The organism is Shewanella frigidimarina NCIMB 400, assembly GCF_000014705.1.
GTDB lineage: Bacteria > Pseudomonadota > Gammaproteobacteria > Enterobacterales > Shewanellaceae > Shewanella > Shewanella frigidimarina.
Genome location: NC_008345.1, coordinates 1,308,727 through 1,322,787 on the forward strand (window position 1 = coordinate 1,308,727; position 14,061 = coordinate 1,322,787).

The following is a 14,061-nucleotide window of genomic DNA, read 5'->3' on the forward strand; positions in this document are numbered from 1 at the left end:
TTAAGGCAGAAAATTGACAACAGAAGTTAGCATCCGTCAATGTTAGTGAAAGGTTACATTTAATAATGACTTGCAGCTGTTATGTGCAAAGAACATTGTTGTTTTAGGGATTGTTTTCAATAGAGATAAAACTGAATACATGTTTTATATGCATTAAATGGCTATAAGCCCACTTCTATATAGCTAATTGGTATAGTTAAAGGATGCCGCAAAATGAGTTGTTTTAAGCTTAAATCTGATTCAATCGGTTATTTTACGCAAACCAGTGGTCTGATTATTGTCCTAAATAGTCAGTTGCAATCGCGTTCGAACTGGGTATTTTGTGGATTTAAAAATAAACAGTAATTAATTCAGCCTGAGTTACTCTGAATGGGTTGATTAATCAGTAGTTAACCTCTGATTAGTTAACCTCTGATTAATTAAATTCGCATCAATTAACGCAGTACCAACTCATTATGCATTCCACTTAGCTGTACTTTTTGACGCCCTGTTATGTCAAACGTGCGTATTATCAGTTCATTTTTCGAATCCTAAAGCGGTTTTGAAAAAGGCTTTGAACTGATAAAATAGCTAATCAAATTGGTATTACATTAACCTAATAAAGATACAAAGGCGTGGAGCCATAAATGATGAATGAGCAGCAATTGTTAGAAGCGATTAATCAAACCATGCCATTTGGTAAATATGCTGGTCGTAAATTACTGCAGTTACCTGAACCTTATTTAGTTTGGTTTCACTCTAAAGGTTTTCCTGAAGGCAAACTTGGTGAGCAATTAGCATTAATGTATGAAGTGAAGCTCAATGGATTGGAAGAAATGCTACAACCCCTGTTAAAGCGGTGAAGCTTGGTAGTAAGCGATGAAGCTGGTAACAAGCGGTAACAAGCGATAACGAACGTAACAGCCTAGTATCTAGTCTATTATCCGTTTTTTCATGTAAAAGCCGGTAAACGTTTGGCCACATTTTTGTTGGTAGCTTGTCTGTTGCAAAACAAATCCCATTGCTTCAAACAACGGTTTAGATAAGTATGACGCATCAACATTGAGGTAAGGATATTGTTGCTGAAGAGCCCAATGTTGTAAGTGTTTATAGAGTGCGCTGGCGATGCCTTGCTGCTGATAGTCGGGGTGAACGTATAAGCAGTCAATATAACCTTGGTGCTTAAAATGAGTTTCTAGACTAATGAAGCCGATGACCTGTTGGTTATCAAGTGCTAACCAGGCTTTATTTCGTTTGTATCGTAGTTGCCAAAATTTAGTAGAGCGCGGTGCTGATGACCATGCGTTGAGTTTTATGCTTGGGTATCTTGGATGAATAATACCTTGTACCGCAGTATGGTATAACTCACTTATTTGAGTTGCATATGATGCAGAAAAATCAACGATTTGATGAGGTTGATTTATTGAGTTTTTCATAAAAAAAGACCAATCGATAAGATTGGTCAATTATGTAAGCTTTTTACGATAAAACGTACTATTTTTTATTAATATTGCCTACAAACATGATTTTATCAAATGTTCTGTTTAGGCTTGAGCTTTTAAAGTCGCTCATCCACATTTGTTCAGACACTTCTACTTTATCGCCTTTAGTCACTTCAGTTTGCGGACCCGCAGCCCAATACGTTTTATCAGCTTCTTTAAGTTGAACATAGGTATAACCGCCGCCATTCATGGTGTCGAGTACTTCACCTTGATGCAAAGCACCTTGCGCCCATACAGAAGAAACACCCATAGCCAAAGTGGCAGCGGCAGCAAATGCAATTAATTTAGCTTTCATGTATGTATTCCTATTTTGCCTAAAAAATGATAGTTAATGAGGATATTAATTCAACGTTTGTACCATTTAACCATTTCTACTCATTCTGGTCTGTGATCTACCGCGAATTATTGTCTTCTATCAGCTGTTAGGTATTTTCTGTTAGGTATGCTCTGTTGGGTATTGTCATCTAGATACATGAAGCCATCGTTTAGTCGCGGTGGCTAATATAATGTACATTTGCAAACAGTTGTCCCGTAATGAGATGTCCATGCTGGCTAACAAAATCGATAAAAGCTTCAGGGAGTGTTTGATTGCTCATCGGTTGCTGCCAGTGAGCATGCAATAGTGCATCATATCCTTCCTTACCCGCAGCGGTATAAGCACTTGATACACCAATATACAGTTTATTGGATTCAAGAGTTTGCCATTGATCCTGCTTGTAGATATCAATCTGGGTGATCCGCTGGCCTTTAATTCGCTTACCATCATAGAAGTAGCGCAATCCATAAGGATAGGGGAAACTGCCCGCTCCGGTACCAACAATGCCATTATTGGTCGCGCTATTGATGGACGATTCTAATGCTTCAATAATGTGTTTACCCATAATTTGATACAGCGTTAGGGGTAATTCGAATGGCAGAATGCGGCCAACAACATCAGCAAGTGATAACTGACCTTTATTGAGCGATTGCCTCACCCCCCCAGCATTATGCAGTGCAAAATCGATATTTGGCTCAATGTATTTAGCCGCTTTATACATGCTACGACTCACCCAAGGGGCTATTTCACTGCCATGAGGGAGCTGTTTGCTGGGTAACCTAGTGTGAACAAAATTTCGAGGTATATGAGCCAGTATTTGGTTTTCTAGCGCATCTAATGATGGGCGGTATTGGCTATGAATGACCTGATGAATAGCATCATCATGCTGAGCGCCTTTAATACTGGGATGGGTGAACAACTGCTCGATTAAATCAGCAGCAATAGCGCTATCGGCAGGCTGTCCGTCTTTGGTGCTGACTTGAATATTGTCATCAAGCATAAAATAATTATTACCGATAAGCTCGGTTACTTTGCCATTTGAATCAAAATTGATTTGGGCAAGACCCAGTGTTTCTGCATATTTTCCGGCATGCAAAATAGGCGTTGAGTTTATCGTTTCGGCGTAAGGAATATCGCTTAAGCCAATGTTACTCATACTACCTTGAAGTGTATGAGAATGTCCGCCGACAATTAGGCTTATGCCGTCGACACTGGCAGCAAGTTCTTGGTCTTGGTCTAAACCTAGGTGGCTTAGTACAATAATATGGTTAATACCTTGTTGTTTCAGTTTTTGAACTGTTTTACGGGTGGTGTCGATAGCATTAACAAAATGAGTATCGGGGTCCGGCCTAGCGATTAAATGCATTTGGTCTAAGGTAATACCAATAATAGCCATCTGGGTATCGTGAAATGGCTTTATCAGTACTTTTGCTGTTCTGGTGCTGTCATCAAAGTCGTACAACATTGGGTGGCCGTATAATCGACCTGTTTTATGTCTATCTTCTGCGCTTAAATCCATATTGCCGGCTAATACCGGAAAATCGATACGGTTCAAAAAGGCTTGTACAGGGCTGTTACCTGCATCGATTTCGTGATTACCCAATACCATAGCATCAGGTTTGAGTAAGTTAAGGAGGTGTGCATTAGCCGCACCTTGAAACTCCCTGAAATATAAAGTGCCCTGAAAGCTATCGCCGCCATGTAAAAATAGAAATGGAGTTAGTTCGGCTGCGGCTTGCTGCCTTGCCTGTTCTATTTGGTAACCTAAACGCGCATAGCCACCTGAATGGCCTTCAAGTGTATAAGTGTGTTGCTGGGCTGTCAGGCTAAATTGGACTGGACTAGGTTCGAAGTTAGAATGAGTGTCATTAATATGAGCTATAGATAAACGATAAATATGTGACATTTTTTCCCTCAATTTAATGTCGCTATCTTATACTAATTTAGGTAAACATGTTATCGCTGCGCGTTTTTGTGATCTTTATATTGCAGCTCAAATTACGAAAACGATGGTACAAATTAGCTGAATATAGCCAATACAGTTTGTATTAAAAAATGCGATAAAAAGAGTGTTAACAATTGATTTTTTTAATTATGTATTCGTATACAAGTGGCTTAATTAACCAAGTTAATTATCATCGTATATAACCAAACCTTTATTCTTGATACGTCGTTGCCACAGCTTACGTGCCAGAGCTTGCATGTTGGGAGCTAAATCCTTTGAATCAACGATTTCTAAACCAATTAAGGTTTCGATGATGTCTTCAATTGTCACTATCCCTTCACTTGAGCCATATTCATCAACCACTAATGCCATTTTAGCATTACGTTTTATCATTAATTGAAACAGTGGCAATACTCTTACTGAAGAGGGGACAGCAAGTAGCGTTTTTAAATGAGTACCAATTTCGGTATCTGGTATTTGGCGAGACTGAAGAATAATGTCATTACGATTAACATAACCAATCACATTGTCTCGGTCACCTTGGTAAATCGGAAAACGAGTAAACGGACTCGACAAATATTGGTCGGTAAATTGCGCATGAGTGATGTGAGTCGATAATTTAAATATCACAGTGCGGGGGGTCATTATGTCGCTGACGTGCATGTCTTTCATCGATAACATTTGGGTTAAAATTTGTGATTCTTGCTCACTTAGCTCACCACTGTCTTTACCCATTTTACTCATTGCGCTGAGTTCTTGACGAATGTATTGACCGTTATTACCTTTGCCTAAGAGATTGGTAACCTTTTGAGACATCCAAATTAAAGGCATAGTTATTTTTTCCATCCAGAATAAGCAAACCGATACCGATGGCGCCAATTTACGCCAATGATTAGCCCCTAATGTTTTAGGAATGATTTCTGAGAGGAACAAAATTAAAAAAGTCAGAACCGCAGAGAATACTCCGAGCATATGACTACCAAACACAATAGCCGCCTGTGCGCCTGCAACAGAAGCACCCATGGTATGTGAGATGGTATTTAGCGTTAGGATAGACACTAAAGGAGAGTCAATATTTTGCTTTTGCTTATCGAGTTGCGCAGCAATAAAGGGGTTAGTTTCTTTCAGGGTTGCGATATAACTTGGAGTAACAGATAAGAGAACGGCTTCAAAAATACTACACAAAAAGGAAATCAAAATAGCAAAAGAAACAATCAATAAAAGGGTTAACATAGTGTGGGTAAAAACTTCCTCGTAGAAGGCCATATAGCCTGCAGTAATACTAACATATCACTAGATGCAGATATACTGGCTAAAACGTGATGCTAACTGTATAATTCGCCGCCCTGTTACAGGTTTTGGTGTTTTGAGGTTAGGCGAATGAGTGTAAAGAAAATCAATTTATTAGATCTTGATCGTAAAGGACTACGGGCGTTGTTCAGTGAAATGGGCGAAAAACCGTTTCGTGCCGATCAGTTAATGAAGTGGGTTTATCACTTTGGTGTTACTGACTTTGAAGAAATGAACAACATAAACAAAGTGTTGCGTACCAAGCTTGCAGCAAAGTGTGAAATAGTTGCGCCTGAAATTGCGAGTTTTCAAAAGTCGAATGATGGCACTATTAAATTTGCTATCAATGTTGGCCAAGGCCAAGAAGTTGAAACCGTATACATTCCTGAAGAAGACCGTGCGACCTTGTGTGTATCATCACAAGTCGGCTGTGCTTTAGAATGTACTTTCTGCTCAACGGGCCAACAAGGTTTTAATCGTAACTTAACGGTATCTGAAATTATTGGCCAAGTTTGGCGTGTATCGCAATTTTTAGGTTTCCACAAAGATACTGGCGATCGACCAATTTCTAACGTAGTGATGATGGGTATGGGTGAGCCTTTGCTTAACCTTGCTAACGTGATCCCTGCGATGGATATTATGCTAGATGATTTTGGTTTTAGTTTATCTAAACGTCGAGTGACGTTATCAACTTCTGGTGTAGTACCTGCACTTGATAAATTAGGTGACGCCATTGACGTCGCACTAGCGGTAAGTATTCATGCACCTAATGATGAACTGCGCGATGTGTTGGTTCCAGTTAATAAAAAATATCCATTACAAGAATTTTTAGCGGGCATTCGTCGCTATTTAGAAAAGTCTAATGCAAATCGCGGCCGCGTGACGGTTGAATATGTCATGCTTGATCATATTAATGACAGCACAGACCAAGCGCATGAACTCGCGATACTAATGAAAGATACTCCATGTAAGATTAACTTAATCCCGTTTAACCCGTATCCTGGTTCTCCTTACGGTCGTTCATCTAACTCACGCATAGATCGTTTTTCTAAAGTGTTGATGGAACATGGCCTAACAGTGATTGTTCGTAAAACCCGTGGTGATGATATTGATGCTGCTTGTGGCCAATTAGCCGGTGATATTCGTGATAGAACAAAGCGTTTAGCAAAAAAACAAATGCAACAGAATCAGATTTCAGTCACAATGGAATAACTCGTTGTTTGCATAGATAATAGGCTTATAAATGAAGCACGGAATGCAAAAGGTTGGTCTGATTACATTAGTGGCTTTATCTGTCACTGCTTGTGTGACTGAGCGCACTTACAGCGGTACTGATACCCCTGTAGCAGAGCGTCGGTTTGATAAGCAGGGAGCCGCTAGAGAACGAATGCAACTTGGGTTAACTTATCTAAATCGTGGTAATAGCGAACAAGCCAAGTATAATTTAAATAAAGCTGTTGAATATGCGCCGAATATCAGTGAAGTTCATATGGCAATGGCTTATTATTATCAAACTGTTGGTGATATAGAGCGAACAGAAGAGTCATATAAAAAAGCCATTAGCTTGAGTGATGTTACTGGTGATGCACGGAATAATTTTGGGGTGTTTTTGTGTCAGCAAAATAATTTTGCTGAGTCTGAGAAAATGTTTCTTGCGGCGATTGAAACACCTAAATATACCCGTACCGCATCGAGTTATGAAAACTTAGGCGTATGCAGCCGTAAAGCCGGTGATAAAGAAAAAGCGCGACAGTATTTTAATATGGCGTTAAAGTATGATCAAAGACGTAAAGTAACGTTATTAGAGTTAACCGAGTTAGCCATGGAAGATGCTGACTACGGCAATGCGCGCGAACAACTCGCAAGATACCATCGAGTTGCTAGCGAATCAGCAGAAAGTTTAGCCTTAGGGATTAAGATTGAGCGGGCGGCAAATGATATAGAGGCCGTAAAACGATTTGGCATTTTACTCATTGCGAAGTTTCCTGCATCTCCACAAGCCAAAAATTATAGAGCTAACTTGAATTAATGACTAAAGAATTCGAAGTAGAACAAGACGCAGAAAAAGCGCCATTGTTAAAGGATGTTGTTACTGCTGGCGCCATTTTAAAAGCGGCTCGCGAAGCAAAGGGACTCTCACTTGAGACCGTAGCAACCCAATTGCATTTACGTCCCAAGATTATCAATGATCTTGAAAACGACATATTTGTTAATATTGCCTCTACCACATACGTTAGAGGTTATATTAAAAATTATGCCCGTGTTGTGAATGCCGATATTAACCAAATTCAACAATGTTTAAGCCATCAGTTGCCTGAAATTGTTGCGCCTGCAATGCAAAGTTTTTCACGTAAGACGACTCATCAAGCTCGTAATAGTCGTCTTAATTTAGTGACCTACCTTATTGTTGCTGTATTGATTGCCATGTTAGTGCTGTGGTGGGTACAAAAATCATCGTTACTAACCAATATTGATTTATCACAGCCTACTGTTGAAGAAATTGCAGCTGAAAGCAATATGCCTGAACCGCAACAGATCATTAGAAGTGGCTCTGTACAATCCAGTGGTAATGGTTTAGATAACGAAGGCAATGTTAGTGCAACAGATGTGGCTAATCAGGCAGCAATAGAAGCCGAGGACAAACTGATTCAAACGGCCCAAGATGCAGCGACTGCTTCACAGTCATTACCCGCTAGCAGTGTTGTTGAAAGTACTAATATTGTATCTTCATCAACAGCAGATACTAGTTTAGCAGGTGCCGAGAGCGTGTTAACCATTGAGCTCACCGGTGACTGCTGGGTTAACGTAACCGATGCTAATGGCAAAGTGATGGTTGATGGCGTGAAAAATGCGGCACAACGAATTGAAGTTCGTGGAATAAAACCTTTTAAAGTGATTTTGGGTGCGCCTCAAGTAGCCAGCATCAGCCTCGATGGCAATAACGTCAGTTTAGCTGAGTTTGCCAACGGTCGAGTTGCAAGATTAACCCTGCCTAAAGCGTCATAATGCTTTAGCAACAGCAGTAGAGCATATTTGCATGTATAACGAATCCCCAATTATTCGCAGACCATCTACCCGAATTTATGTAGGCAATGTGCCTATTGGTGATGGTGCGCCGATTGCCGTCCAATCGATGACGAATACTAAAACTACCGATGTTGCCGCCACCGTAGCTCAAATTCGAGCATTAGAAAAAGTCGGCGCTGATATTGTACGTGTTTCAGTGCCGACTATGGATGATGCTGAAGCGTTTAAAATTATCAAACAGTCTGTCAATGTGCCATTAGTGGCCGATATTCATTTCGATTATCGTATCGCGCTTAAAGTCGCTGAATACGGTGCAGATTGCCTGCGTATTAACCCAGGTAATATTGGTAATGAAGAACGCATTCGTAGTGTGGTTGAGTGCGCGCGCGATAAAAACATTCCCATCCGTATCGGAGTGAATGGTGGCTCGCTTGAAAAAGACTTAATGGACAAATATCGTGAACCAACGCCTGAAGCATTATTTGAATCAGCGATGCGTCATGTGGATATTTTGGACCGTTTGAACTTTGATCAATTTAAAGTCAGCGTTAAAGCGTCAGATGTTTTCCTTGCTGTCGCATCATACCGTCTGCTGGCTAAACAAATTCGTCAACCGTTACATCTTGGTATTACCGAAGCCGGCGGCATGCGTGCAGGTTCAGTTAAATCAGCTGTCGGTTTAGGCATGTTATTAGCTGAAGGCATTGGTGATACTTTACGTATTTCGTTAGCGGCCGATCCGGTTGAAGAAATTAAAGTTGGTTTTGATATTTTAAAGTCGCTACGTATTCGTAGCCGTGGCATTAACTTTATTGCTTGTCCTTCTTGTTCGCGCCAAGAGTTTGATGTGATTAGTACCGTCAATGAACTTGAACGTCGTCTTGAAGACATTACCACTGCAATGGATGTGTCAATTATTGGTTGCGTAGTCAATGGTCCAGGCGAAGCGTTAGTGTCTGATATCGGCTTAACTGGCGGCCATGCTAAGAGCGGTTATTATGATGACGGAGTACGTCAAAAAGAGCGCTTTGATAACAATAAAATCATCGATGGTTTAGAAGCCAAGATCCGTGCTAAAGCGAGCATGATGGCCAACCGCATCGCTATAACCGACAAAACTGAATAATCATTAATCCTGTGCATGGCAATCTAAGTGTTGTCGATGTTGAGGGTATATTTACATTTTATTAGCGCAAGCTAATTCAAGAATTGGACACGTTAACAGTGGCAAAGCAAATCCAAGCAATTCGCGGAATGAACGATATTCTGCCTACGCAAAGTCCTTTATGGCAAAAAGTCGAAGCAGTATTGCGTTCATCAGTTAGTGCATTTGGTTATAGCGAAATTCGCACTCCCATCGTTGAAAGTACAGATCTTTTCAAGCGCTCTATTGGTGAAGTGACCGATATTGTTGAAAAGGAAATGTACACTTTTGAAGACCGTAACAGTGACAGTTTAACCTTACGCCCAGAAGGTACGGCTTCAACCGTTCGTGCTGGTAATGAACATGGTCTGCTGTATAACCAAGAACAACGTTTATGGTATATGGGTCCCATGTTTCGTCATGAGCGTCCGCAAAAAGGTCGTTACCGTCAATTCCACCAGTTTGGTGTTGAAGTGTATGGTATTGGTAGCGCCGACATTGATGCTGAAGTATTAATGTTATCTGCCCGTTTATGGGATTTACTCGGCATTAAAGAACACGTTGCACTAGAGCTTAATACGCTAGGCGACCCCGCTGAGCGCGCCGCTTACCGTGATGCTTTAATCGCATTTCTAGAGCAGCACAAAGATAAGTTGGATGAAGATAGTCAACGTCGCATGTATTCAAATCCATTGCGAGTGTTAGACAGTAAAGATCCGCAAGTGCAAGCCATTTTAGGCGATGCACCAGCATTGATGGATTACCTTGGTGAAGACTCTAAGACACATTTTTCAACTTTGTGTGAACTCTTAGACGCTGTTGGCATCCAATACACCATCAATCCGCGTTTAGTCCGTGGTTTAGATTATTATAACCGCACTGTATTTGAATGGGTTACCACTAGTTTGGGCTCTCAAGGTACAGTATTAGCAGGTGGACGCTACGATGGTTTAGTCGGCCAACTTGGTGGTAAAGACACACCTGCGGTTGGCTTTGCTATGGGACTTGAGCGTATTGTGCTTTTGCTTGAAACGCTTGAGTTAACCAGTGATATTGCCCCTGAAGTGGACGTTTATGTCACTGCAATGGGTGAAAATTGTGTCGTTGAAGCCATTAAAGTGGCTCAAGAGTTGCGTCAACAGTTGCCAACGCTTAAAGTCATGAGCCATTGCGGTGGTGGTAACTTTAAAAAGCAAATGAAACGCGCTGATAAAAGCGGTGCCCAATTTGCGTTGATTATTGGTGAAAACGAAATAGCCAACAATCAAGTTGCCATTAAGCCGTTAAGAACAAACAATGAACAACAATTGGTTACGCGTAGTGAACTCGTAGCTAAAATTGCAGAACTGATTTAAGAACAGATTTTAAAGGGGAAGTGCAAGTGGAAATTTATAGCACAGAAGAACAACAAGTAGATGCTATCAAGCAGTTCTGGAAAGATTATGGTACCTCGATTGTCGTTGGTGCCGTAGTAGGCCTTGGTGGTCTATATGGTTGGAATACTTATTCTGACATGAAAGTGACTGCGGCTGAAGAAGCTTCAGAGTCATTCCAGTCCATCGTGACACAGTCGGCTAATCCTGCTGCGTTATTGGTTCAGGCTGAAAACTTTACATCAGAACATGATCAGCAAGGTTATCAAGCGCTACTAGAATTAATGGTTGCAAAATCAGCTGTTGAAGCGGGTGATTTAGCCAAAGCAGAAGCATCATTTACTAAAGTGATTGCTGCGCAACCTGGTTCTGGTTTAGGCATGGTAGCGATGATCCGTTTAGCGCGTATCCAAGCTGAGCAAAACAATTTAGGGATGGCGTTAGCGACGTTAGAACAAGTGACTGATAAAGCATTTGCTTCACAACGTGAAGAATTAAAAGGCGACTTTTTAGTGCGTCAAGGTGATTTGGATAAAGCCAAATCAGCTTATCAAGCAGCAGTGGATAATGGTGGTGCGTTAGCCAGTCCAGCGTTGACCATGAAATTAGACAATCTAAACAAGGCATAAGGAATTTAGCCGATGAAGTCGTGGTGTAAAAATCTACTTGCCGTTGGGTTAAGTGTTGCTCTTATGTCTGCTTGTTCTTCAAGTGATGTTGAAGAAGAGCCTGTGAGTGAATTAGTTGATATACAAGCAACCGTTTTTCCTGAGGTCACTTGGGATACCAGTGTCGGCGATGGTGTAGGCGATTATTACTCGCAACTTCGTCCTACCGTTCGTTACGGCAAGGTGTTTGTCGCCGATCGCAGCGGTATTGTGGTTGCTTTTGATGAAACAACCGGTGATGAGCTTTGGAAGCAAGACTTCAATGACGTCTTTGAAGAGAAGCTTGAAACTAAAACCAAGGGGCTTCGTTTAGCAGCAGGTGTTACAGCTGCACGTAATAAAGTCTTTGTTGGTGGCGAAACGGGTTTATTGGTTGCGCTTGACGAAGCAACCGGTGACGTTGTGTGGTCTGCGCAAGCAAATGGCGAGTTATTATCGGCGCCGACAGTGGCAGAAGATGTTGTTGCGGTAAATACCAGTAAAGGCGCATTTGAAGCATTTAATATCGATAACGGTAAAAAGTTATGGACCTATGAAATGCAACTGCCAAACCTGACTTTACGTGGTACTGGTTCTGCAGCATATGAAGCGGGCGGTTTCTTTTTAGGTACAGCAGACGGTAAGGTGGCTGTTGTCGTTAAAAGTAATGGTCAGGCTGCTTGGGAACAACCCGTCTTTAGTCCAACCGGCGCAAATGAGTTCACCCGGATGGCTGATATTGATATGACGCCATTAGTACTGGGCGAAAATCTGTATGTTGCTAGTTACAATGGTAACTTAGTGTCTATGGAACTTCGTAGTGGTCGTGTTGTTTGGTCGCGTAAATATTCAAGCTTTAATGATTTAGCTGCTGCAGGTATTAGTCTGTATTTGGTCGATGATCATAGCCGAATTTACTCAGTCGATCGCCGTAATGGTTTAGAATTATGGAGCACTTCAGTCCTTAAAAACCGTGAGTTAACAGCACCAGCAGTAATTGATAACTATATTGTTGTCGGCGACTTTGAAGGTTACTTACATTTTATTGACCGTAATAGCGGCGATATAGTTGGCCGAGTTCAAGTTGATAGTAATGGATTATATGCCCAACCTTTAGTTGTGGGTGACAAAATCTATGTTCAAGGTCGTAGTGGCAAAATCGCTATTGTTATGTTGAACAAAGAAGAACAAATGAATGTAGAGGAAGATACTGAAACTAATGCGGAATAAGTCATAGCACTATTTTTGCGTTAATTAAGGTATAATGTCCTTACTAGAGCCCCTGGAAGCGTTCCGGGGGCTTTTTATTGAAAAGTTTTTTAGAGGCAAAATCATGATCCCTGTTGTGGCCCTTGTAGGGCGACCGAATGTCGGCAAATCGACATTATTTAACCGTCTTACTCGTACTCGTGATGCGTTAGTCGCTGATTTCCCAGGTTTAACACGTGACCGTAAATACGGCCGTGCTTTTTTAGCTGGCTACGAGTTTATCGTTGTTGATACTGGCGGTATTGATGGCAGCGAAGAAGGGATCGAAACCAAAATGGCTGAACAGTCATTGGCCGCGATTGAAGAAGCTGATGTCGTATTATTTATGACCGATGCTCGTGCTGGTATGACGGCTGCCGATTTAGCGATTGCTCAGCATTTACGTAGCCGCGATAAAGTCACTTTTGTGGTTGCCAACAAAGTTGACGGTATTGATGCCGATTCTGCTTGTGGTGAATTTTGGTCTCTAGGTTTAGGTGAAGTCTATCAAATGGCTGCCGCGCAAGGCCGTGGTGTGACCAACATGATTGACTACGCACTAACGCCTTATGCCGAAGCTATGGGTATTGTTCGCGAACTCGACGAAGAAGGCGAGCAAGTTGAACGTGAATACACTGAAGAAGAAGCTGAAGCCGAACAAGAACGCCTGCAAAACTTACCGATTAAGCTCGCTATTATTGGTAAGCCTAACGTGGGTAAATCAACACTGATTAACCGTATCCTCGGCGAAGAACGTGTTGTTGTTTATGACGAGCCAGGCACCACTCGTGACAGTATTTACATTCCAATGTCACGCGAAGGTAGAGAGTACGTATTAATTGATACTGCTGGTGTTCGTCGTCGCAGTAAAGTAAATGAAGTTATTGAGAAATTCTCGGTAATTAAAACCTTGAAAGCAGTTGAAGATGCTAACGTAGTATTGTTAGTTATCGATGCGCGCGAAGGGATTGCAGAACAAGATCTTGGTTTATTAGGTTTTACCTTAAACGCAGGTCGTGCATTAGTTATTGCGATAAATAAGTGGGACGGTATTGATCAAAAAGTCAAAGACCGTGTTAAAAGCGAACTTGATCGCCGTTTAGGCTTTATCGATTTCGCCCGTATTCACTTTATTTCGGCATTACATGGCACTGGTGTTGGTCATTTATATGAGTCAATTGAAGAAGCCTACGACAGTGCTACACGTCGTGTAAGCACATCAATGCTTACTCGTGTTATGCAAATGTCGCAAGATGATCATCAACCACCATTGGTGAATGGTCGTCGTGTAAAGCTTAAATATGCTCACGCTGGCGGTTATAACCCACCAATCGTAGTTATTCATGGTAACCAAGTTAAGAAGCTACCTGATTCGTACAAGCGCTACATGATGAACTACTTCCGTCGTTCATTAAAAGTAGTTGGTACGCCAATTCAGTTACGTTTCCATGAAGGTGCTAACCCGTTTGAAGGTAGAACCGAGAAATTGACCGTAGGTCAAGAGCGTCGTCGTAAGCGTGCAATGAGCCACATTCGCGATCGTACTAAGTAATATAGTATTGGAATAACTTAGTATTGGAATAACTTAGT

At 41.4% G+C, this 14,061-nt stretch carries 13 protein-coding genes; 9 read left to right on the forward strand and 4 right to left on the reverse strand.

The annotated features are described in order from the left end of the window. Positions 1–629 precede the first annotated feature (629 nt). Positions 630–842, forward strand: a complete 213-nt coding sequence (locus SFRI_RS05720; protein ID WP_041413444.1) for a DUF3820 family protein — start codon at positions 630–632, stop codon at positions 840–842. Positions 843–911: 69 nt separating this feature from the next. On the opposite strand, the gene SFRI_RS05725 is transcribed toward SFRI_RS05720, so the two are convergent. The 4 genes from SFRI_RS05725 to SFRI_RS05740 all read right to left on the reverse strand — a co-directional run bounded on the left by SFRI_RS05725 (position 912) and on the right by SFRI_RS05740 (position 4,975). Beyond that, a complete protein-coding gene (locus SFRI_RS05725) occupies positions 912–1,415 on the reverse strand; it encodes a GNAT family N-acetyltransferase (RefSeq protein WP_041412831.1) in 504 nt (167 codons plus the stop codon). Between the two features lie 58 nt (positions 1,416–1,473). Beyond that, entirely contained in the window at positions 1,474–1,776 is a 303-nt protein-coding gene (locus SFRI_RS05730; protein WP_011636584.1) for a hypothetical protein, read from the reverse strand. A 190-nt stretch (positions 1,777–1,966) separates the two neighbouring features. Next, positions 1,967–3,703: a bifunctional metallophosphatase/5'-nucleotidase gene (locus SFRI_RS05735; RefSeq protein WP_011636585.1), complete on the reverse strand. Its 1,737-nt coding sequence runs from the start codon at positions 3,701–3,703 to the stop codon at positions 1,967–1,969. A gap of 222 nt (positions 3,704–3,925) precedes the next feature. Further along, positions 3,926–4,975 (reverse strand): CNNM domain-containing protein, encoded by a 1,050-nt coding sequence (locus tag SFRI_RS05740; RefSeq protein ID WP_041412833.1) that lies wholly within the window; start codon positions 4,973–4,975, stop codon positions 3,926–3,928. A gap of 147 nt (positions 4,976–5,122) precedes the next feature. Here SFRI_RS05740 and rlmN point away from each other — a divergent pair, with 147 nt between their 5' ends. The 8 genes from rlmN to der all read left to right on the forward strand — a co-directional run bounded on the left by rlmN (position 5,123) and on the right by der (position 14,023). After that, positions 5,123–6,244, forward strand: a complete 1,122-nt coding sequence (rlmN, locus tag SFRI_RS05745) for a dual-specificity RNA methyltransferase RlmN (protein ID WP_011636587.1) — start codon at positions 5,123–5,125, stop codon at positions 6,242–6,244. Between the two features lie 31 nt (positions 6,245–6,275). Continuing rightward, complete coding sequence (gene pilW, locus SFRI_RS05750) at positions 6,276–7,061, forward strand: type IV pilus biogenesis/stability protein PilW (protein ID WP_011636588.1); 786 nt, start codon at positions 6,276–6,278, stop codon at positions 7,059–7,061. Beyond that, complete coding sequence (locus tag SFRI_RS05755; protein WP_011636589.1) at positions 7,061–8,038, forward strand: RodZ domain-containing protein; 978 nt, start codon at positions 7,061–7,063, stop codon at positions 8,036–8,038. The genes pilW and SFRI_RS05755 overlap by 1 nt, the downstream gene beginning before the upstream one ends. A gap of 31 nt (positions 8,039–8,069) precedes the next feature. Beyond that, a complete protein-coding gene (gene ispG / locus SFRI_RS05760) occupies positions 8,070–9,185 on the forward strand; it encodes a flavodoxin-dependent (E)-4-hydroxy-3-methylbut-2-enyl-diphosphate synthase (RefSeq protein WP_011636590.1) in 1,116 nt (371 codons plus the stop codon). 98 nt (positions 9,186–9,283) lie between these two features. Beyond that, positions 9,284–10,558, forward strand: coding sequence for a histidine--tRNA ligase (gene hisS / locus SFRI_RS05765; protein ID WP_011636591.1), 1,275 nt, complete (start codon positions 9,284–9,286; stop codon positions 10,556–10,558). Positions 10,559–10,584: 26 nt separating this feature from the next. Further along, positions 10,585–11,205, forward strand: a complete 621-nt coding sequence (locus SFRI_RS05770) for a tetratricopeptide repeat protein (RefSeq protein ID WP_011636592.1) — start codon at positions 10,585–10,587, stop codon at positions 11,203–11,205. Positions 11,206–11,217: 12 nt separating this feature from the next. Next, positions 11,218–12,453: an outer membrane protein assembly factor BamB gene (gene bamB, locus SFRI_RS05775; protein ID WP_011636593.1), complete on the forward strand. Its 1,236-nt coding sequence runs from the start codon at positions 11,218–11,220 to the stop codon at positions 12,451–12,453. 103 nt (positions 12,454–12,556) lie between these two features. Beyond that, complete coding sequence (der, locus tag SFRI_RS05780; RefSeq protein WP_011636594.1) at positions 12,557–14,023, forward strand: ribosome biogenesis GTPase Der; 1,467 nt, start codon at positions 12,557–12,559, stop codon at positions 14,021–14,023. Positions 14,024–14,061: the final 38 nt, after the last annotated feature.